This is a genomic window from Niabella yanshanensis (assembly GCF_034424215.1).
GTDB lineage: Bacteria > Bacteroidota > Bacteroidia > Chitinophagales > Chitinophagaceae > Niabella > Niabella yanshanensis.
The window spans coordinates 5,507,587-5,529,526 of sequence record NZ_CP139960.1; the positions used below are offsets into that span (position 1 = coordinate 5,507,587).

At 43.5% G+C, this 21,940-nt stretch carries 20 protein-coding genes; 12 read left to right on the forward strand and 8 right to left on the reverse strand.

Annotated elements, in window-relative coordinates:
- Nucleotides 1-101 precede the first annotated feature (101 nt).
- Nucleotides 102-2,342: an ATP-binding cassette domain-containing protein gene (locus U0035_RS22755; protein WP_114791252.1), complete on the forward strand. Its 2,241-nt coding sequence runs from the start codon at nt 102-104 to the stop codon at nt 2,340-2,342.
- A 12-nt stretch (nt 2,343-2,354) separates the two neighbouring features.
- Here the strand turns inward: U0035_RS22755 and U0035_RS22760 are convergent, their stop codons facing one another.
- The gene (locus tag U0035_RS22760; RefSeq protein WP_114791253.1) at nt 2,355-2,699 is read right to left on the reverse strand and encodes a winged helix-turn-helix transcriptional regulator; all 345 of its coding nucleotides are present in this window, start codon (nt 2,697-2,699) and stop codon (nt 2,355-2,357) included.
- Between the two features lie 76 nt (nt 2,700-2,775).
- Here U0035_RS22760 and U0035_RS22765 point away from each other — a divergent pair, with 76 nt between their 5' ends.
- Entirely contained in the window at nt 2,776-3,522 is a 747-nt protein-coding gene (locus U0035_RS22765) for an SDR family oxidoreductase (RefSeq protein WP_114791254.1), read from the forward strand.
- Between the two features lie 54 nt (nt 3,523-3,576).
- On the opposite strand, the gene U0035_RS22770 is transcribed toward U0035_RS22765, so the two are convergent.
- From U0035_RS22770 to U0035_RS22785, 4 genes are all read right to left on the reverse strand, one after another.
- Nucleotides 3,577-3,960, reverse strand: coding sequence for an acyl-CoA thioesterase (locus U0035_RS22770; protein ID WP_114791255.1), 384 nt, complete (start codon nt 3,958-3,960; stop codon nt 3,577-3,579).
- Nucleotides 3,961-4,145: 185 nt separating this feature from the next.
- Nucleotides 4,146-4,592, reverse strand: coding sequence for an SWIB/MDM2 domain-containing protein (locus U0035_RS22775; protein WP_114791256.1), 447 nt, complete (start codon nt 4,590-4,592; stop codon nt 4,146-4,148).
- 110 nt (nt 4,593-4,702) lie between these two features.
- A complete protein-coding gene (locus U0035_RS22780; protein WP_114791257.1) occupies nt 4,703-5,689 on the reverse strand; it encodes a YihY/virulence factor BrkB family protein in 987 nt (328 codons plus the stop codon).
- A gap of 194 nt (nt 5,690-5,883) precedes the next feature.
- Nucleotides 5,884-6,078 carry a hypothetical protein gene (locus U0035_RS22785; protein WP_114791258.1) on the reverse strand — a complete coding sequence of 65 codons (195 nt, stop codon included), beginning with the start codon at nt 6,076-6,078 and terminating at the stop codon, nt 5,884-5,886.
- 305 nt (nt 6,079-6,383) lie between these two features.
- On the opposite strand from U0035_RS22785, the gene U0035_RS22790 reads away from it, so the two are divergent.
- From U0035_RS22790 to U0035_RS22800, 3 genes are read left to right on the forward strand one after another with little or no spacing between them, the layout of a single operon-like run.
- Nucleotides 6,384-6,719, forward strand: a complete 336-nt coding sequence (locus U0035_RS22790; RefSeq protein ID WP_114791259.1) for a hypothetical protein — start codon at nt 6,384-6,386, stop codon at nt 6,717-6,719.
- Nucleotides 6,719-6,994: a hypothetical protein gene (locus U0035_RS22795; protein WP_114791260.1), complete on the forward strand. Its 276-nt coding sequence runs from the start codon at nt 6,719-6,721 to the stop codon at nt 6,992-6,994. The genes U0035_RS22790 and U0035_RS22795 overlap by 1 nt, the downstream gene beginning before the upstream one ends.
- A gap of 18 nt (nt 6,995-7,012) precedes the next feature.
- Nucleotides 7,013-8,593, forward strand: a complete 1,581-nt coding sequence (locus tag U0035_RS22800) for a PepSY-associated TM helix domain-containing protein (protein WP_114791261.1) — start codon at nt 7,013-7,015, stop codon at nt 8,591-8,593.
- A 71-nt stretch (nt 8,594-8,664) separates the two neighbouring features.
- Here the strand turns inward: U0035_RS22800 and U0035_RS22805 are convergent, their stop codons facing one another.
- Nucleotides 8,665-10,218, reverse strand: a complete 1,554-nt coding sequence (locus U0035_RS22805; protein WP_114791262.1) for a PAS domain S-box protein — start codon at nt 10,216-10,218, stop codon at nt 8,665-8,667.
- A 178-nt stretch (nt 10,219-10,396) separates the two neighbouring features.
- Here U0035_RS22805 and U0035_RS22810 point away from each other — a divergent pair, with 178 nt between their 5' ends.
- Nucleotides 10,397-10,735, forward strand: a complete 339-nt coding sequence (locus U0035_RS22810; RefSeq protein WP_162817884.1) for a hypothetical protein — start codon at nt 10,397-10,399, stop codon at nt 10,733-10,735.
- Nucleotides 10,736-10,996: 261 nt separating this feature from the next.
- Here U0035_RS22810 and U0035_RS22815 read toward each other — a convergent pair whose 3' ends face one another.
- A complete protein-coding gene (locus U0035_RS22815) occupies nt 10,997-12,019 on the reverse strand; it encodes an SDR family NAD(P)-dependent oxidoreductase (protein WP_114791264.1) in 1,023 nt (340 codons plus the stop codon).
- Between the two features lie 452 nt (nt 12,020-12,471).
- Here U0035_RS22815 and U0035_RS22820 point away from each other — a divergent pair, with 452 nt between their 5' ends.
- Nucleotides 12,472-13,416, forward strand: a complete 945-nt coding sequence (locus tag U0035_RS22820; protein ID WP_114791265.1) for a manganese catalase family protein — start codon at nt 12,472-12,474, stop codon at nt 13,414-13,416.
- 90 nt (nt 13,417-13,506) lie between these two features.
- Here the strand turns inward: U0035_RS22820 and U0035_RS22825 are convergent, their stop codons facing one another.
- Nucleotides 13,507-13,749: a DUF4142 domain-containing protein gene (locus U0035_RS22825; RefSeq protein ID WP_114791266.1), complete on the reverse strand. Its 243-nt coding sequence runs from the start codon at nt 13,747-13,749 to the stop codon at nt 13,507-13,509.
- Between the two features lie 314 nt (nt 13,750-14,063).
- Between U0035_RS22825 and U0035_RS22830 the strand changes: the two genes are divergently transcribed.
- From U0035_RS22830 to U0035_RS22850, 5 genes are all read left to right on the forward strand, one after another.
- A complete protein-coding gene (locus tag U0035_RS22830; protein WP_114791267.1) occupies nt 14,064-14,405 on the forward strand; it encodes an SPW repeat domain-containing protein in 342 nt (113 codons plus the stop codon).
- Between the two features lie 532 nt (nt 14,406-14,937).
- On the forward strand, nt 14,938-16,059 hold the full coding sequence (locus tag U0035_RS22835; RefSeq protein WP_114791268.1) for a LacI family DNA-binding transcriptional regulator: 1,122 nt from the start codon (nt 14,938-14,940) through the stop codon (nt 16,057-16,059).
- Nucleotides 16,059-18,131, forward strand: coding sequence for an alpha-galactosidase (locus tag U0035_RS22840; protein ID WP_211316439.1), 2,073 nt, complete (start codon nt 16,059-16,061; stop codon nt 18,129-18,131). The genes U0035_RS22835 and U0035_RS22840 overlap by 1 nt, the downstream gene beginning before the upstream one ends.
- A gap of 11 nt (nt 18,132-18,142) precedes the next feature.
- On the forward strand, nt 18,143-20,140 hold the full coding sequence (locus U0035_RS22845) for a retaining alpha-galactosidase (protein WP_114791269.1): 1,998 nt from the start codon (nt 18,143-18,145) through the stop codon (nt 20,138-20,140).
- A 6-nt stretch (nt 20,141-20,146) separates the two neighbouring features.
- Entirely contained in the window at nt 20,147-21,931 is a 1,785-nt protein-coding gene (locus tag U0035_RS22850; protein ID WP_114791270.1) for a glycoside hydrolase family 2 protein, read from the forward strand.
- Nucleotides 21,932-21,940 lie beyond the last annotated feature (9 nt).

Below are 21,940 nucleotides of genomic sequence, written 5' to 3' on the forward strand. Positions count from 1 at the left end.
ATGTTCGGCTTTGCATACAAAAATTCCCCACCGGTCAAAAAATATGCTATTTTGCATGCCCTTTTTTAAACTCTAAACGAATCAATAACGAAAAGCTGACAATGGATAAAGGATTTATACATATAAAAGGCGCCCGTGAAAACAACCTCAGGAACATTTCACTAAGCGTACCTAAACAAAAGATCACCATCTTTACCGGGGTATCCGGTTCAGGTAAATCATCCATTGTGTTTGATACTATTGCGTCGGAAGCACAGCGCCAGCTCTATGAGAACTTCACGATGTTTGTGCGCAATTTCCTGCCGCGGTATGCACCACCACATGCAGATGCAATTGAAAATTTAAGCATGCCGATTGTAGTGGACCAGAAGCGGTTAGGCGGAGGATCTCATTCAACCGTTGGTACGATCACCGATATAGCGCCTGTATTGCGATTGTTATTCTCCCGGGTGGGACAGCCTTTCGTTGGCAACTCAAATGTCTTTTCTTTTAATGATCCTGAAGGTATGTGCCCTGAATGTAGCGGCCTCGGTAAAAAAATGGGTGTAAAGGCAGACTCTTTTTTGGATAAGGATAAATCTTTGAATGAAGGCGCTGTTCAGGTGCCCGTGTTTGCTGCCTGGGAAAATGCGATGTACCAGGGATCGGGATTGTTCGATAACGATAAGAAACTGCGTGATTATTCTGCTGAAGAAATGGACTTGTTGTTGTATAGCAAACCTCTTAAGGTTAAAATGGCTTTTGGCGGTGGTGAAATGAATGTGACTTACCAGGGAGTTATCGAAAAATTCACCAAAGCGTTTATCAAGCGCGATCTTAAAACAATGTCGGAGCGCACCCAAAAAAAGGTGGCGCCCTATATCGGATTGCAGGAATGTCCGCTGTGCAAAGGAGCCCGTTTAAACCAGGCGGTATTGAACTGCAGGATCGCCGGCAAAAATATAGCGGAATTAGCTGCTTTGGAAGTGACGGAATTGATCAGCATTCTAAAAGATATTGAAGAACCGATCGCAGGTCCTATGCTGCACACCCTGAAAGAGCGCCTACAGCACCTGGTTGATATAGGATTGGATTATCTGAGCCTTGACCGGGAAACCAGCACACTTTCGGGCGGAGAATCACAGCGTATCAAAATGGTAAAGCACCTGAGCAGCAGCCTGGTAGACGTGATGTATATTTTTGATGAGCCCAGCGTTGGGTTGCATCCCCGGGATGTGCACCGGCTCACCGATCTGCTGAAAAAACTAAGGGACAAAGGCAATACGGTAATAGTGGTAGAGCATGACCCTGATGTTATAAAAGTGGCTGATCATATTGTAGACGTGGGGCCACATGCAGGTAAAAGGGGAGGAACCATTATGTTTGAAGGCAGCTTTGAAGGATTGTTGAGTTCAGCTACACTAACGGGGCAATATATGACGCAGGATGCTGTTGTTAAAAAAGATATTCGTAAGGCTACAGGCTTCTTACCTGTAGTTGATGCTCATGCCAATAACCTGCACCATGTAAATGTAAGTATTCCGGTGGGTGTACTCACGGCAGTTACCGGTGTAGCCGGATCAGGTAAAAGCTCTCTCATCCATCATGCTTTCCTGCAGCAATATCCGGATGCAATAGTGATTAATCAATCAGCTGTGGGTACGTCTACCCGTTCTAATCCTGCCACCTATACGGGTATAATGGATGATGTCCGTAAGGTGTTTGCTGCAACCAACCAGGTGAGTGCTTCTCTGTTCAGTTTTAATTCGGAAGGCGCCTGCGAAAACTGTCAGGGTGCCGGAGTAGTCTATACCGACCTGGCTTTCCTGGATGGAATTAAAATACCCTGTGAGATTTGCCAGGGCCGCCGTTTTAAGGAAGCTGTATTAGCTTATACGGTCGATGATAAATCTATAGCGGATGTGTTGGACATGACTATACGGGAAGCATCCGGCTTCTTTCAGCAAAAAGAAATCCAGAAAAAGCTAAAGGCATTGTTAGATGTAGGCTTGGAATACCTGAGTTTGGGACAGCCTTTGAGTACTTTGTCAGGGGGAGAGTGTCAGCGTATAAAACTGGCCAGCGAGCTGCATAAAAAGGGGAGCATTTATGTGATGGATGAGCCCACAACAGGTCTGCATATGTCAGATATTGAACACCTGTTAGCGATTATGAACCGGTTGGTGGATGCGGGTAACACCGTAATTGTTATCGAGCATAATGTAAGTGTGATCAGAAATGCCGATTGGATCATCGATATGGGACCTGAAGGAGGACATAAGGGCGGGCGGGTAATGTTTGAAGGAACACCGGAAGCTTTATTAAAGGCAGACGACTCTCTAACCAGCCAGTATCTCCGGTAAGCATATTTGACATCATGAGGATTTCCGTAAAATTGTTTTGCGATGCTTCCTGCCCCAATCGATCATAGATTGAATGATTGCTCCAAAAGTCCGGCAGTATTCCGTAGGTTCGTATTCCACGAGAACCGGCGTGTCGGGATACACGGTTCTTTTCACCAGCTTGTTCAGCTCCATGTCTTTTAATTCCTTTGATAACATGCGCGTGGTAATGCCTGGTATGCTGCGCTCTATTTCACGAAAGCGCCTGTTGCCATTGCACAGCGCATTAATAACAGGTATGCGCCATTTACCCCCGATAAAGTACAGGGTGTCCTGGAGCGCTTTTAATTCTTCTTCCTGGTTCCGCGTAATTGCCATAATATAACTGGTATACTCTGTGATACTGGTTACAAAAGTATACCATTTAGCTGGTAGTTTTGTAAAAAATTATACGATGAATCATACATTACAACACAAAGTAGCAGTCATTACAGGTGGTAACAGCGGTATCGGCCTGGCTGCAGCGAAAGAGCTGGTAGCGCGGGAGGCAACCGTATTGATTACCGGAAGAAGGAAAGAGGCTGTATATAAAGCGGCCGCAGAAACAGGGACCATCCCTTTTATAGCCGATCAGGCCAGTTTGGAGGATATTGAAAAATTGAAAGAGGAGCTGCAGGAGCGATTTGGTAAAATTGATATCCTGTTTATTAACGCGGGCATCACCGGCGGCTTTGCATCTATAGCAGACGTTTCTGTTGAAAATTTTGATTCGGTAATGAATATCAATTTCAGAGGGGCCTATTTTACATTGAGTAAGTTAATTCCCCTGTTGAGTGATGGCGCTTCGGTAGTGATCTTGTCGTCCATTGTAGCAGCTACTTACCACCCCAATAGTTCGGTTTACCAGGCCAGCAAAGCGGCGCTTAACTCCATAGCCAAAACGGCAGCAGCAGAACTGGCTTCCAGGAATATCAGGGTGAATATTATCAGTCCGGGGCCCCATAAAACAGAAGTGATGAAAAAAGCAGGACTAGATGCGACAACCCTGGAGCAGATCAATGATCAGCTGGTAAATTCCATCCCGTTGAAAAAAATGGGAGACCCTGCAGATATCGCAAAGCTGGTTGCTTATCTCTCCGGTCCTGAAGCTGGTTTTATTACCGGTTCGGAAATTATTGTAGATGGCGGTATGATGTTATAGCCAATAGCATCTGCAGGAACCGGGATTGGTCGGCCGGTATTCCTGAAAACAGGGTCAAATAATTTTTACAGGTTTATGGTGTTCGTTGATCGCAACCAAAGTAAATGAACCGGTGACAACCTTATCCCTGCCTTCCTCCAGCATTTTTTCAAGAAATATATCTACACGAATACGCAGGCTTGTTGTACCTACCCGCTCTACGCTTCCTATCAGTTCAATTAAAGATGAAGCTGGAATTGGCCGCATAAATTCTACCTGCTCGCTGCTTTTAATAACAAAGCCTTTCCTGGCAAACCGGGTGGCCGTCATAAAAGCGGTTTCCGTCATCATCAGCAATATCTTTCCACCAAACATCGTGTTATGATGGTTGGTACTATCGGGAAAAACGGTTTTAAAAACATGGGTTTCTGCCTGTGCTAACTTTTCTTCAAGGGTCATACTAAATGGATTACCCTGCAAAATAACTGTTTTACAGCATTAGCTCCTTATACTTAACTTAATGGCGCTTTTGTAAAGGTTTGTATGGGTAGGCTATAGTTAGAAGGTATGGCACTATATATAAATGCCGGTAAGGAGATGCACAGATCTCCTTACCGGTTAAATTATTACTGGGAGGGAAAACTTTATTTACTTACGTTGCTGCTTACAATCTTAGCCAGGTCAAACATAGATACCTGTGTTTTGCCGGCAAATAGTGCTTTAAGTTTGTCATCGGCATTGATCATACGCTTGTTAACCGTATCCTGCAGCCCTTGTTTTTTAATATAAGCCCATACTTTTTTGATAATATCGGGTCTTGATGCAGGTTTGTTACCTATTACCGCAGCCAACACAGCACTAGGTGTTAGTGGCACTAATAATGCAGGATTGATTTTTCTCTTCTTTTTCGCTGCTGCTTTCTTAGGAGCCGCTTTTTTGGGCGCCGCCTTTTTTGCCGGAGCTTTCTTGGGGGCTGCCGCAGGTTTTGCCGCTGCCTGTTTTTTTGCTGGAGCCGCTTTTTTAGGGGCTGCTTTTGCCGGAGCGGACTTTTTAGCTGCCGCCTTCTTCACGGCTGCTTTTTTTGTTGCCATATCAGAGTTTTATGTTGAATTATAAACGGGTTAACCTACTAAAGTTAGGAAGAAATCAAATGCACCAACAAAATGTTGAAATAATATTTTAAAATCCAGGTATTTTATTTTCACCGGGTATCAGATTCTTTTTCCTGCTCCTTCTGCTGAACTGTTTTTCTGCCGGTTTCCACCTCTATTTCTCTGGTGGTAACCGCATAATCATTTGGATGGATATCATCCCCGTATGCCACAGCATAAGCTTTGGTGAACTCGGCGCCAAGGTAAAGAATAATGGAGGAGTAGTAGATCCATACAATCAATACGACCAGAGATCCTGCTGCACCGTAAGTACTGCCTACCTGGGTTTGGGAAATATAGATTGAAATGCCAAATTTACCCAGCATGAATAAAACGGCTGTAACGAATGCGCCTGCTATCACATCGCGCCAGCGGATCCTGGCGTCTGGCAGCACTTTAAAAATAACTGCGAATATAATGGCGCTGATTACCAGGGTTAATACCAGGTTGATAATGTAAAAAGCCACCACTGTCACATCCGGATACCTTGCCTGCAGGGCATTGCTGATACCCTCAATGACTCCCGACAAAGTCAATGATACCAGCAATAAAAATCCCAGGCTTACAATAACGGAGAAGGACAGGAACCGGTTCTGCAGCATTTTTAGCCAACCTTTTTTCGGTTTGGCTTTCAGTCCCCATATAGAATTAATAGAGTCCTGGATCTCGCCGAAGACGGTGGTGGCGCCTATCAGCAGTGTTATACCGCCAATAATGGCAGCAATCCTGCTTTTGCCGGCAAGCGATGCGTTTTTAATGATCTCCTGAAGCTGAATGGCTGTATCCTCACCAACAAATCCATTTAAAACCGCAAAAACTTCGCCTTCTACTGCCTCTTTCTTCAGGAAAAGTCCGCAGAGCGAAATGATCATCACCAACAACGGACCCATCGAAAAAACGGTGTAGTAAGCCAGTGATCCGCTTAATTTGGTGATCTTATGTTCTGAAAAACCTTTGAAGGTTTCTTTTAGTACATTCCAGATCCCTTTAAAAGTAAGGGGTTTTCTTTTACGGGCTGCCGCCGATAATATTGCCATACGGTATCAATTTAGGGCTGACTATTTATGAATGAGTAACCTGCTTTTTGTCAAAGCTTAAAAGGTGTGGTTGCATAATAAATAAGCATGCCAAATATCAATTTGGCAGAAGGGAATATGATGTCTTGAAAATAGTTGTGTTTATGATAGGCTGGGGTACAGGTTTAGAGCAAACAGATCATATCTTGTTGTACTTATGTATTTACCTGTGTAATTAAAATATAACCTTCGTCATATTGGGTGAAAATAAAGTCTTGTTTATTTAAAGATTTTTCCTCCATTACTTCATGTACCAGCGTTAAAAGAAGCGTACCCCTGTTGAACGGGTCATCGCTGTTCGATAAACGCATAGTATGCAGTAACTCGTCATAGTTCAGTTGTTTTCTCATATATAAACAATGTGGAGTATTCTATAAAGATACTAAAACTTCCATTTTTTCGATCAGCAGCATTATAATTTAGACAATTAATAATAACTAAAAGCAATATATTAATTATTGAAAAGAAAATCGTTGTTTCCTGTCAAAAGACGAAGCTTACGCTCCTGTGCCCCCAGGCTAACGGGCTGCTTGAAGTCCGTCATCTCTATGATCAATGCAGGAATAATAGCCTAAAGAAATTCCGCATTTAGTAAACAACCTCGGTGCAGTCGCAGGTACTTTTGTACGCGATTCTTTTAATTTATCAAAAAGCTATGTATACATTACTGGCCGTTTGTTGTCTTTTAGGTTTTTTTCAGCAGTATAATACCTCCGCTAAAGCTAGGCTTGCAGTTGCGGGAAATTATGAGAAATGGCTCCGTTCCAATCCGGCCAAAGCCAGGTGGATCGGGCTGTTGCTGATGCTGTTTGGCCTTGCCATGTTAATAATAGCCGATGGTTGGATGCTGGGTATTTTTACCTTTATCCTGCTGCTAATGGCAGGGGCCTGTTATACCATTGTATTGGCGCCCCTGGGGTTTGTTAAACTCAAACATATCCTGCTTATGGCTACCCTGAGTTTATTGATTGAATTAATGATATTGAAATAATGCCCGCCAACAAAAAATACCTGAGCGCACCTGGTCAAAGAGTTTTGAAAATTACCGCTGCATTCATAGGTGGCTACCTGGTCACACTCAGTTTTCACCAGTTGTTAATGCGGCTTTTTGATGCAAAGGCTATTGCCGTTACTGCTTCTTTTTCAACTTATCTTCTATGGTGTGCCCTGATGATACTGGCTTTTCTTTCTAAAAGCGGATGGAAGATCTGGCTTTGGTATATCATCCTAACCTTACTGTTTGCAGCACCTTTCCTTCTAAAATAGTTTTAAAGTCTAATTTGAATGAACAATCGTAATTATAATATCTATTTTCATACCCATACGATTAGCGGAATTATCATCAGTGCGATACTGTTCGTAATTTTTTTTGCCGGGTCATTTGCCTTTTTCAAAAGCGAAATATCCAACTGGCAGAAGAACGTTTCCAACCCGGCTGCTTCGAGGTATAACCTGGATTTTAATACCATAACGGATTCATTGGATCAACAATACGGGTTGTATGGCCGCAATGTTTCCTTTTATGTATATCCTCATACACCACGCCTGGGTGTTTCAGTCTCCGAATCAAAGGATACGACTAATAAAGCAAAGGGTGGTTTTTTCTATTACGATATTCAAAAGCATACAAGAGCTGATTATAAAGAGTCGTACGACCTGGGAGAATTTTTATACCGGCTTCATTTTCTGGCACAGGTAAATAGTATTGCTAACCTGGGTTTCCCTCTGGGTTATTATATTGCCGGTCTGGTGGCCTTTATATTCCTTTTCGCATTGATCACGGGGCTTTTGTTGCATTGGAATAAGATTGTATCCAATTTTTATGTGTTCAGGCCATGGGAGAAATTAAAGACAGTATGGACGGACCTGCATACCGCATTAGGTGTCATTAGCTTTCCGTTCCTGTTGATCTTTGCGGTTACCGGCAGTTTTTTCCTGGTAAGCTATCCCTTGTTTACACAGCCTACGGCTAAAATTCAGTATGCAGGAAATGAAGATTCATTAAATACGGTGCTGGGATACGGCCAAAGAAAAATAGATTTTTTGAACCAGCCATTACGGGATAAGGCTGATGTTAATTATTTCCTGCAGCAGGCTGCTGGCAAATGGGATCATACCCGCTTGTCTGGCCTTCAATTGGTTAATTACGGCGATGCCTCAATGGAAGTTATCATTGAAAATATATTGCCCACTCAACAAAAATTTGTAGGCAGCGGCGAAGTTATTTATAGTGCAGCTTCTAAGCAGGTAGTAGAAAGCAAGGACCCCGGCAGACCAGCCGGCTATACTGATGTGGTGCAAAACCTGGTTTATAACCTGCATTTTGGTAACTATGGCGGGTATGCAGTAAAAATACTGTACTTTTTCCTGGGCATATGCGGCTGTGTAGTGATCATATCCGGGGTATTGATATGGCTGACGGCCCGGAATAAAAAGAATATCCCTGAAAAGAAAAAAAGATTTAACGAGTGGTTGACGCATATCTACCTGGCTGTAAGTCTCGCTATGTTCCCGGTTACTGCCGCGGCCTTTATCGCAGTTAAAATTTACCCGGGGGGTGGTATGGCTTTTATATACCCGTTTTATTTCTGGAGCTGGCTGGTGGTAGCAGTTTTGCTGAGCATTCGGAAAAACAATTACAAAACGAACCGGGACTGTATGCTTTCAGGCGCATTGATCGGGTTGGCCATACCTATAGTAAATGGTATAGTAACCGGCAACTGGATATGGATAACTTATAGTAAAGGATATTCGGATATTTTATTGATCGACCTGTTCTGGATCATTCTATCTGCGGCTTCTTTTACCTGCTGGTGGTTGATTGTGAAAAAGCAAAAGCCGGTTGAAAGTGCCGGATTTGCATAGATACCAATCTGTCAATTTTTTACAGATGTAACTACAGTGACTGGTGATTATATATTGTTGTTCAAGAATATCTAAGTAATATTCGTCTTTTCATTGATCTTTTTTACAACCTGGTCCAGGTCTTCTACTGAAGCTACCATCATATTCAGTATTTCCTGTAACTCAGCCGAGATGCCGGCTTCCATATCCTTTATCAGGCTGGCAAGTCCCAGCAGTCTCATTAATGGGGCACGTACCTCATGCGATTGCGACCAGGCTATATCTCTCAGTGTTTTGTTATATTGCTCAATTGAATTAATATAGCGAACCTGCTCGGTAATATCCCGGAAAAATATGGATAATCCGGTTGAAGAAGGAAATGCTCCAACATCGAACCAGGAGCAGGTACCTTCATAGTAAGCCTTAAAATATTGCGATTGTCCCGTCTTCATCGCTTCCTGGTAGTTATAATAAAAAGGCGTATCGACGGCATCTGCATATACTTCCCATAAATTGTGATTGATGATGTCTTTTCTTTTACGTCCCAATATTTGTTCGGCGCGATTATTCCAATAGGTGACTTTCCAGGCCTGATCCACCGCAAAAAAAGCATCTCCGATCCGCTCCAGTACCATTTCCTTTTCCAGTAAGGCTTCCACAGCAGCCAGTTCTGCTTTTTTAGTAGCATCAATGTCCTGTAAAGTGCCTTCAACGCAAAACGGTTTGCCCGTGGCGTCTTTTTTTAACCGGCCTTTACCATGCACCCACTTCACGATCCCATTTGCCAGAACAATGCGATGCTCTTTATCGTAGCCGGGAAACATACGAATTGATGGTGAAGCTGGAGGGGGAAACAGGTTACGGTCGTCGGGGTGAATGGAGTTCAAAAATGTCTCATACTGTGGAGAAAAATGCCGTTTGTCTACGCCCAATATTTCATATATCTCATCAGACCAGAATAATTTGCCGGTGTCAAAATTGTATTGCCAGTACCCGATGCGCGCGATCTTTTGCGCCGCTACCAGCTTAGCCTGCAAATCAGTAAGGGTTTCTAATGCTTCTTCGCGTTGTGTGACATCAACACATAACAATAGGGTGTGATTGACTCCGCGGCTATTAAACAAAAATGAAGAAGCCTCCAACTTTACGACCGCCTTATCGGGCCTGAGGTAAGCGAGTATCGATGTGGTCGAATCGACGGGATATGCCTTATAGTTAAGGGTATTAAGTTCGGGCAATAAAGTAAAGATGTTTTTGCCGATAATTTTTTCCTTTGTAAAACCTAAAAGGTTAACTGCTTTCTGATTGATATCCAATAAAATCCCGGTATCAGTCTCATATATCAAATTCGCAATGGGCCCCAGGCGGAATAGTAGCTGGTGACTCTGTTGAATGTCTTGCAGTACCTCATCTTTTGCTCTTAGCTCGTTATACTTCCGGAGTTGGCCTTTTGAAAAGCGCTGCATAATGAAGTATAGCAATAAAGCAGTGAAGCAAACAAGCAAAAATCCTTTTGCGGTTTGATACCATAATACTAACTGGCCTGAGGGAAAGAAGAATGCTATTATGCGATCGCTCAGGTAGATCCATAACATTCCTGTTCCCAGGTAAAGTAGGGTTAAAGGGAGGGCTTTTAGGAATTTCATCACTTTTCTTTTTCTCTTCGGGGCTGGAAATATACTGCAAGAAATGATAACACAAAAAGTCTGCCCTAATGTACTGACGATCAAATATGCTTCACGCTCCAACCGTGGGAATAAAATAAGCAATGTGTTCTATTTGCTTTGGCGCGGCATTTGCATACATCTAATCTGTAAAATTCAAATGATGAGAAGTGAAGTGGAAAAAGCCGATGTCAGATTATTGTATCAGCTAAAAGATCAGAAGAGAAGATTTATTATACTGGCCCCTTGTCAAAACACAACCTCCCTGACCAATGGATCTCAAAAAACAGTGTTAACCCTCCATCACTATGACGCGCTGATAACAGCGCGGGCACATAGCAATACTTTAAAGGGAAAGTATACATTTATATTTGACCTGGAAAATGAAACCCATTTGTACAAGCTGGAGCAATTGTTGACCAGTGATACGCTTTATGATATTTGTATACAACCTAATGTCATAAAGTGGGGTGGTGAGCCGGTTGATTCGTTTCAGTAAAGTGTGATAAACTACCATTTGTTATGCTGGGTTTTGAAGGTTTGGTCCTTTAAACAGGGTTTAAATGCATTTAATCGGAATTAAATAAATTATTTTTTTGTTAATAACGATAAAGATTGTATATTGGGTCTAGTAATTTAAGTTATTGATTTTTTGCTTTTTAGATGCCGAAGGAATTTATTTAATCATGATTTTTTTAGTTGTTTGAAATGACGGGTTTTACCCGTCATTTTTATTGTTCAGGCAGTGCAAAAGTGTCGATCATTGACTGCTGCCTGATTTGCGTTGCTTTTTTTCTATTTTCATACGTTCCCGGATGCCGCCATCTACTCCCGGAGTGGGTAGCGATTCATAAAGGTTTCCTTTTGTGGGAGGCATCGGCGGCGTTATTTCGGCCTGGTATTTATGTACAATATTTGATCCTGCTCGTTCTATCATACCTGGAAAGCCCCGATGAGCGTTGATGCTTAATCTTGCTTTCCAACCAACAGCTAATTCCCTTCGATTAGAAAATATGGCGTGCATAACGGTATTGACTGCCTTTTGCGGATCGTCCATAGCGATCATGCGGGGAGCATGGCCCGTGAACACGCCTGCATGGTCCCAAAGAGGTGTGTCCAGAGCATAAGGTAAAATGGTGACCACTTTAATGTTTTTATAACCGGCCAGTCTTAACTCCTGTCGCAACGTATTGCCCAGCGTTCTGACACCTGATTTGGATATGGAGTATGCGGCCTGGTATGCGGTGGGAATCTCAGCTTCAACAGACGAAATATTAATGAGTACACCTGCATTTTGTTTTTTGAACTGATTCAATGCGTAATAACTGCCCGACATAACACCTTTTAAATTAACGTTTACCACACGTAGCTGATCCTCAAGAGGTATTTCCCAATACCTGCCTAACACAGCGATACCTGCATTATTGATCCATACATCTATACGCCCAAAGCGGTCAACTACCTGTTCCGACAGGGATTTTATATCTGCCTCGATGCTTACATCGGTTGGTGCTACCAGGGCCTTACCTCCCAGTACCGTTATCTCTTCCGCTACTTTTTCCAACTCTGCTTTATTACGCGATGCCAGAACTACCGTTGCTTTGGATCGGCCCGCCTCCAATGCGATGCCTCTGCCCAAACCACTGGACGCACCGGTGATGACAATCACCTTTCCGGATAATTGCTGCCGTTTCGCCGTACCGGGGCTTTGGGTTTTACAGGCCGTAAAAGCGGAGCCCAGTAGTATTAATAACAATATGTTGAATAAGGATACATGTTTCATTGCCTGTGTTTATAAATAATGTGTACCCATCAAATGGCAAGCACTATGCCGCAGCGGCGTTATGACCTGCCCGATGCCCGCACAGACGGAAAAGTACAGCTGGCTGCCGGTTAGGCGCTGCCACTGCTGATTCTGCAACGCAGGATCCATTAAAAATGGCTGCAATTGCTTTCACAAACTGTAGAAAAAAACTGCCCGGTTCCACAATGCGCCCGACGGTACTGTTTTTCGAAAGACGGCTGATGCTGGTAAAAATCAAAAAAATAGAAAAGGGTATTGCCTGTGGCACTGCCTTTGGACCGGCAGGCTATAAGAGGCCTTGTTGACTGTTCTGCTTTCGACGGTAATGTTTTATGATGGTGCAGCTCATCACTTCAACGGATACAGACAGGTTGCAATCGCTACAGGTCCCAAAACAGCATTCTCTTTTATAACTTAATAAATCTATTCTTATGTTTCATCATGTAAAAGAACTACAATTTAATGCACGGGTGTCCGCTCCCGATCCCCGTTTTGCCCGGATACTGCTGGAGCAGTTTGGCGGGCCCAATGGAGAACTGAAAGCTGCTATGCAGTATTTTGTTCAGGCTTTTCCCTGCAAGCAACCCCATCCTGATAAGTATGACATGCTAATGGATATTGCTACTGAAGAGTTCAGTCACCTTGAAATAGTGGGCGCTACTATCCAAATGTTGCTTTCCGGCGTCAACGGCGACTTGAAAAATGCTGCTGACGAATCTGAGATTATGCAAACTATGAATCCCACTTCTAAAGAAAGCTATATACATGAATCAATGATGAATCCACAGTTTGGCGTTTTATCAGGCGGAGGTCCCATTCTGTCTGATAGTAACGGTAATCCGTGGACTGCAGCTTACGTTAATGCCAACGGTGATTTATCTGTTGACTTAAGGTCTAATATGGCTGCAGAGTCGAGAGCTAAGATTGTTTATGAGTACCTCATGAAGTTTACTGACGATCCTTATGTGAAGGATACGCTTCGATTTTTGATGACACGTGAGGTGGCCCATTTCCAGATGTTTGAAGCGGCATTGCAAACCGTACAGCCGAATTTTCCACCGGGAACTTTGCAGGGGGATGCCCGTTATAGTAACAAGTATTTTAACATGTCGGAGAGCCAAAGCATGAGGGGACCCTGGAACCAGGGTACGAGCAGCCAGCTGAATGAGGATTGGGTGTATGTAGAAAACCCTTTACAACGGGTGCGGGAAACCAATGGATTGGTAGAGGAGAAAGTTGAGGGGACGAATCGTAGTAATGAACAAATTGAATCCATGGATAAAGCTTTAGGGCAGGAGAGAAGTGCTGAGGTGGCCAGTGCTACGCCGGATAGCAATATGCAATGGAGTACTTATGACAACGATAGTATTATTTGATGGCGTATGTTTTATGATGGGATAAAACAAACAGCAGATCCGGTAATCCGTGATCTGCTGTTTAATTTAGATGTGATGCCATTGCCCAGATTAGCGTACCGGAAACAGAGCATTAGCCAGGCTGTCGGCCATCATTTTATGATGACGGATGATCTTCAGTTTGTCAGATGCATAGCCCTTTACATTCGCGTTGGATCCGGCCTGCACTTCAGGTTCATGAAGCTGAATAGCTTTTTTAGGGTCTTCCACCATCATATAAATATAAGTTGAGTTGAACCGGTTCTGGTTCAAGTCGGCAGGATTAATGCCGCGGTAATATGCTATGTGAAGCAATGAGCGAGATTTTTTCAACGGTAATTTTATTTCCCGTATTGTAGAGAAAAGAGACTCGCTTCCACAAGGTAATTGGTGATGCCCCGATTTTTTGCTCTAAAAACAATGGACCCGACATCAAGTCTTTTGTGGCATCTGCTTTGAACCGGTTGAAGAAATAAAAGCCATGTTTGTAATTATCGGCGCAACAATACTGATCCTGGTTTTGGTAGTCCTGTTTTTTGTGAATAGGGCGCCTAAAAACAGCGACAATAACGGCGGCAGAATGAAATAGCATCTTGCTGCTGTCTAATAAATTTTAATACTTATCGTTTATGATTAACACGAAATTACATGGGCTACTAGACTACCTTGTGGGGGTACTACTGATCCTGGCACCCCGGATATTGGGCTTTGATATGCCCGGTAGTGAGCAAACCTTTTCTATGACAATGGGGGTGGTCATTATCTTATACAGTTTGTTCACCCGGTATGAATGGGGACTTGTGCGCATTCTCCCCTTTAAGCTTCATTTATTGATCGATTTTTTATCGGGGTTATTGCTCTTATCTTCAATGTGGATGCTGGGTACAAAGTCCTGGTTCTTCTTTGCCGTTGGGGCATTAACTATTGTGGTAACCACACTTAGCGGGCGCAGGCGATTTCCGAAGCTATAAATCGGAAATATTGTATAAAATGGCCTTGGCAGTTACGGGATAAATACACTCTTTTTAATCTCTGTGCCACACCGCTTAAAATACCACTATCTTATCCATGTCTGCCTTTTTGTCGGATAGGGGTGCTTGCTACTGGTAACAACACGAACGTTCAGCGACAGGTTGTTTAGTTACATCTTTTTCCAATATCAATTTCTGAAAGAAGTGGGAAACGGGGCTTACTTTTTTAAAAAAGAAGAGTTGGGTAAGAGAATAGGGTAAAAGCTACCTTTTTTGTACAAAAACTACCCAAAATCTGCTTCCTGTACAAAAATATACCATTTCCGAATGAAACCCACCCATCCCTGGTTCATGTCCATGCTACATTCGTTATCAAAGATGCACCGCCGGGTTATTCGCGTATAATTCACTAAAAGGTGAATAAGTTGAAGTTCAGGATGCCTTCTTCTTTAGATTGATCAAACAATAATCAAACGGCTCTTGACAAATTGGCGGAGCATAACTATTGCTGATAAACGTAAAACGATTGTATATGAAAGGTAGTTCGATAACGATTGTAGATATAGCTAAAAAACTAAATATATCAAAATCTACGGTTTCCCGCGCGTTAACCAACAATCCCAATGTAAATCCGGAAACCCGGCAGAAAGTATTAGCATTGGCCGACCAACTGGCTTATCAACCTAACATGTTATCGATCGGTTTACGAACGAATAAAACCAAAACCATCGGGATTGTAGTGCCGGAGCTGATCTCATCTTTTTACCCGACAGTGATGGCAGGTGCACAGGAAGCAGCAGCTCAACGGGGTTTTTCTGTGCTGACGGCCTCCTGTAATGAAAATTATGCAACGGAAGTGGCCAACTCAAAAGTGATGCTGGCCAATTGCGTGGATGGCGTATTGGTATCTATTACTAAAGAAACCATCAACTATGATCACTGGATGACTTTTTACCGCAGGGGTATTCCCATTGTATTTTTTGACCGGGTCTGTGGGGAAATGATGGTACCCAAAGTGGTGGTAAGCGACTATGAATCGTCTTTTAACGCGGTGGCGCACCTGGTGGCTTCGGGCAGGAAACGCATTGCGCACCTGACCGGCCCGGCGCAAATGCTGATCATGCAGAAAAGATTGAACGGGTACCGGGCCGCGCTTAATAAGCATGGTCTAACCTATGACGAAAGCCTGGTGATTGACACGGATCTGAATGTGACCAATGTAAAAATGCAGGTGAAATACCTGCTGGAGCAAAAACAGCCAGTTGATGCCATTTTCGCAGTAAATGATGCCATAGCAATGGAAGCCGTACAGGTTCTTAAAAAAATGAACAAAAGAGTACCGGAGGATATTGCTGTAGTGGGTTTTGGCGATCATTACGGATCGGGCTTTGCCGACCCTGCACTCACCACCATTGCCGTACCTAACAGGGAAATGGGCAAAACCGCTATGTCGTTATTGTTAAGTTTAATGGATAAAGAACCTGCCAGCTGGAAACCGATCACGCGTATCCTGGATGGGGAACTGGTAGTACGACAATCTACCATAAAACCAGAGCCAATGGTATCTTATGTTTCTTCTTACCCGGGTGTATTCCAGATGAACAGCCTGCATAACCGGGAGTTTTCTGACGATAAAAAATTAAAGGCGATTTAATGAGGCTTTTTGTAAAAATAGCAGGGTGCATTCTAATACCTTTTACTGCTTTTTCTCAAAACGGTTATTATAGCCGGTTGGATAAGGATACGCTGGTGATGGGCAATGGATTCATTGAAAGAAGGTTTTCCTGGAATAAGGGTAACCTCATCACCTACAGTCTTACCAACAAAACCAGTAAACATACCTGGTTAAATCAATCCCGGTCACCGGATTTTTCAGTGTCAGGTGACAAGGTACCTGCCTCCAATAGCTCATTTACTTACCGGGAAGTGGCTGAAAACTCCATCCGGCCCCGATACCTGGAAGCTACAGTAGGTTTCACCTTAGGAACAATGGAAGTAAAGCGGGTTTTTCGTATTTATAAAGATTGCCCGGTTATCGCCTGCGATACCTATCTCAAAGGATCGATGAACCACCATTCGGAAAGATCAGCCACCAGCCAGGGAGATCAGAAGAATATTGAGTTTGCTGCCGATATGCAATCAAAGCCTGTACCGGGTATATTGGATCAATTTAAACCAGGAGGCTATCACTGGCAAACAAGGGTAGTGGAATTTTACGATATCACAGATTGGAACAATAACCTGGTTTTTGAAACGAATATCATCCCTTACCGGAAAACTTCCTACAGGGGTAATCTTTTGTTTGCACAGGATATGGAAGCAGATGCGGGATTTTTTCTTCTTAAAGAAGCGCCTTCTTCAACAACACAACTGGCATACCCTGGCAATGATTTTACTACGGAGTTCGGCCACTTTATGGTTACGGGACCGGGCTTAACACCTAAAGATATCAAAGAAGGCGAATGGCGTAAAGCATACAGTGTTGTGACCGGCGTATATAACGGAGGAGAACTCAATCGTCTTACTGCCCTGCGTAGCTATCAAAAAAATATGCGTAAGCTGCTTCCGGGGCGTGACGAGATGGTGATGATGAATACCTGGGGCGACAGGAGCCAGGACTCCAGGGTGAATGAACAATTCAGTTTACAGGAGGTTGAAAAAGCGGCGCAGTTAGGCATCACCCATTTCCAGATAGATGACGGCTGGCAACAGGGAAAAAGTCCGAACTCAGCAGTAGCGAAAGGCTCTTTTGAAAATATCTGGAATAATCCTGATTACTGGACGCCTGACCTGGTGAAGTATCCCAATGGTCTGGGACCGGTAGTTGAAAAGGGAAAAAAACTGGGTGTGGAAATCTGTCTCTGGTTTAATCCAAGTGTACAAAACAATTATGCCGACTGGGAAAAAGATGCGCAGGCCCTGATAAAGTTGTATCAAATGTATGGTATCCGCACTTTTAAAATAGACGGGTTGGCGATACCTACCAAACAGGCGGAAATTAATCTTCGAAAATTATTTGACCGGGTGTTGGAGGCCAGCGATAATCAGGTAGTATTTAACCTCGATGCAACAGCCGGGCGCAGGAGTGGCTATCATTCTTTCAACGAATATGGCAATATCTTCCTGGAAAACCGTTACACAGACTGGCAGAACTATTATCCCTATTGGACTTTACGGAATCTCTGGTTATTGTCTAAGTATGTGCCTGCCGAGAAATTACAAATCGAGTTCCTGAACAAATGGCGTAACACCGGTAAATATGGAAAGGATGTTTTTGCTCCCGCTCATTATTCTTTTGAATACCTCTTTGCTATCACTATGGCTGCTCAACCGCTGGCCTGGTTTGAAGGGACCGGTTTACCGGCGGAGGCCTTCGAACTGGCCAAGGTAATCAAGGCTTACAAAAAGATCCAGCACGACTTTCATAAAGGAACCATTCTGCCTATTGGTGACGAACCGTCAGGCCGGTCATGGACAGGCTTTCAATCTATACATAAGGGTTATGGTTACCTGCTTGTTTTCCGGGAGAAAAATCCACAACAATATGTAACTATAAAAACCTGGTTACCGGAAAATACGAGGTTGATGGGCACAAAGATCTTAGGAAGTGGCCCAAATATAAACCAGGTTACCGGGCCGGGCGGCCTATTGAAACTGCAGTTGCCGGGGGAGAACGATTACGTTTTATATAAATACCAATTAGCCGGATCCGGCCATTCAAAATAGAAGATTGATTCATGCGATTATTTTTACTAACGTTTTGCCTGTTGAGTGGTATTGTCCCGCTTATTGCTCAACGAAATTTTAAGCTGCAATCGCCCGATGGCAGGCTGTCTGTCAGCATCCAGGTGGGAAAGCGCATTACCTATTCAATTGTTCATGAGAAAGACTTAGTGCTAAGCCCTTCGCCGGTGGCTATGGAACTGGAAGATGGATCGGCTTTTGGGGTGGGATCGACCCTAATACGGCAGCAAACTACAACTATAAACCAGGAGATCAGGACGACACTATATAAAAAAAGTTCCATTACCGATCATTACAAAGAATTGGTATTGGAATTTAGAGAAGGCTTTAACCTGGTGTTCCGGGCTTATAATGAGGGGGCTGCCTATCGTTTTATATCAACCCGGCAAACTGGCTTTCATGTAAAAAACGAACCGGTGGTTTTCAACTTCGCCAAAGATTATGATGCATGGGTGCCGTATGTCAAAAGCAAAGCCAAAGATATAACGGGACAATATTTTAATTCTTTTGAAAATACCTATACCTATACGCCTTTAAGCAAAATGAGCCCGAACAAGCTGGCATTTACGCCGCTGCTGGTGGCATTGGACAATGGTAAAAAAGTTTGTATTGCAGAAGCTGACCTGGAGAGCTACCCGGGTATGTACCTGGTTAATTCTGATGGAGCTACTTCTTTGAAGTCCAATTTTGCTTCTTATCCGTTGGCAACAGAACAGGGTGGCCATAACCAGTTACAGCAATTGGTTACGTCAAGGGCGCCTTATATCGCGCGGTGTAAGGGAGCAACCAATTTTCCATGGCGGATATTGATTGTATCAGCAAGTGATCGGGAGTTGCCCGATAACGATATGGTCTATAAGCTGGCTGCTCCTCAACGGATCAATGATCTTTCATGGATCAAACCTGGTAAAGTAGCCTGGGAATGGTGGAATCACTGGGGTATTTCCAGGGTTGATTTTGAAGCGGGGGTTAATACGGCTACCTATATGGCTTATATTGATTTTGCTGCTAAAAACGGTATTGAGTATGTGATACTGGATGAGGGTTGGGCGGTTAATTTAAAAGCAGATCTCATGCAGGTGGTACCGGAGATCGATCTGGAGAAACTGATTGCTTATGGAAAGCAAAAAAATGTGGGGATCATTTTATGGGCCGGTTATTATGCTTTTGACCGGGACATGGAACAAGTATGTAAGCATTATGCTGAAATGGGAGTTAAAGGCTTTAAGATCGATTTTATGGATCGCGATGATCAGCCCATGGTAGACTTTCATTACCGGGCGGCGCAAACAGCAGCCAGGTATCAACTGCTCGTAGATTTTCACGGCACGTATAAGCCAACCGGTTTAAACCGCACCTATCCCAATGTGATCAATTACGAAGCAGTGAACGGGCTGGAACAAATGAAGTGGACCGGGCCTGAAATGGATATGGTAACCTATGATGTAACTATGCCTTTTATACGGATGGTGGCGGGTCCTGTAGACTATACGCAGGGCGCGATGCGTAATGCTACCAAAAGAACCCACAGGGGTATTAACGACGAACCGATGAGTCAGGGTACCCGCTGCCGGCAGCTTGCCGAATATGTGGTGTTCGAGTCTCCTTTAAATATGTTATGTGATAGCCCCGATAACTATGAAAAAGAAGCCGAATGTACAGCGTTTATTGCGCATATCCCCACTGTTTGGGATCGCACCATCAGTTTAGACGGAGCTGTTGGACAATACATCGCCATTGCGCGGCAAAAAGGCGACTATTGGTATGTAGGTGGATTGACAAACTGGGAGGCCCGCACCATGGAAATCGATTTGTCATTTTTGGGCGCCGGCGATTTTACCGCTGAAGTTTTCAGGGATGGGGCAAATGCCAGCCGTATTGCATCTGATTATAAAAAGGAGATAACCGACATTCCATCTAACCGGAAAATGGCGCTGAAGATGGCGCCGGGTGGAGGATTTGCTTTAAAAATTTACAGGAAAATAAAATAAGTGAACATGATCAGCAGAAGTTTTATAACGATGATCGTTACGGTTTGTATGGGAATGGGGAGCAGTAATGCACAACAGCTGATAGCAAATGTGTATGGCCGCAATACCCAATCCCTGAATGGTAAGTGGAACGCTATTATAGATTTATACGATCAGGGCGGGAAGAATAAGATCTACCTCAATAAGAAGCCGGAGGGTAAAACGGACTTTTATGAATATGCTTTTGAGAATGGGTTGAGGCTTAATGTACCGTCTGACTGGAACAGCCAAACACCCGAGCTAAAGTATTATGAAGGTACGGTATGGTATGCCAGGCGTTTTGATGCAGCTAAAGGACAGGGAGAACGGATGTTCCTGTACTTTGGCGCAGTAAGCTATCGTTGCCGCATTTATTTAAACGGGCTGGAGATTGGCAGGCATGAAGGAGGGTTTACGCCTTTTCAGATAGAGGTAACGAAGGCTGTTAAAGAATCAGGAAATTTTCTGGTGGTAGAAGCTAATAATACCCGTACCACAGACGCAATGCCTGCAATGGCTTTTGACTGGTGGAACTATGGTGGGATAACGCGCGATGTTTCCCTCGTAAAAACACCAGCGGTTTTTATTGAAGATTATTTTGTACAGTTAAATAAATATAAGACGGACCAGGTAGATGCCCGCATACAGCTCTCAGAAAAAGCAGCCAATAAAACTATAGAACTAAACATACCCGAGCTGAACGTAAAACAAAGGTTGACTACCGATGCCAATGGAATCGTTGCGGTTTCTTTTAAGGTAAATAAATTGGAGCGCTGGTCTCCGGACTTACCTAAACTATATAAAGTGATCATTAGCTCCGACACCGATAAGATAGAAGAGCATATAGGGTTTCGCAATCTGTATGTAAAAGGCGAGGATATCTACCTCAATGATCAGCCGATATTTCTGAAAGCAACCAGTTTTCATGAAGAAATACCGCAGCGGCTGGGACGAGCTTTTTCCGAAGCAGATGCCATGATGTTATTATCTGAAGCAAAGGCGCTGGGGTGTAATATGATTCGCCTGGCACATTATCCCCAAAATGAACATACGGTTCGACTGGCAGAAAAAATGGGTTTCCTGCTTTGGGAAGAAATACCGGTTTGGCAGGGTATCGATTTTGAAAATAAAGAAACCCGTTTAAAGGCTGGCAATATGATCAGGGAAATGGTGACACGTGATAAAAACCGCTGTGCACTTGCATTCTGGGGTGTAGCCAACGAAACCCAGCCTTCGGAGCCACGCAATGAGTTTTTAAGATACCTGGTTCAAACTTGTAAAAGCATAGATACTTCAAGACTGATCACTGCGGCATTTGATTTGGTTCGTTTTGATAAAGCAAAACAACAGTTTGTAATGGATGATCCTTTTATAAAAGAACTGGATGTAGTAGCCGTTAATAAATATATGGGCTGGTATCACCAATGGCCGGTCAGTCCTGATAAAGCTATCTGGAATGTTGCCAAAGGACAACCATTGATCATCTCTGAATTTGGAGGAGAAGCCCTGCTGGGGCAAACGGGCAATGCCGATATAGTAAGCTCCTGGAGTGAAGATTACCAGGCTACGCTTTACCGTGATAACCTGGCCATGTTTAAAAATATACCCAACCTGCGCGGCACTGCACCCTGGATCTTGTTTGATTTCCGGTCACCCTTCCGTTTTCATCCCACCAACCAGGATGGCTGGAACCGTAAGGGACTGGTTTCTGACCAGGGTATTCGAAAAAAAGCCTGGTACCTGATGAAGGCCTATTATGATAACATTAAATAAATAAAAGAA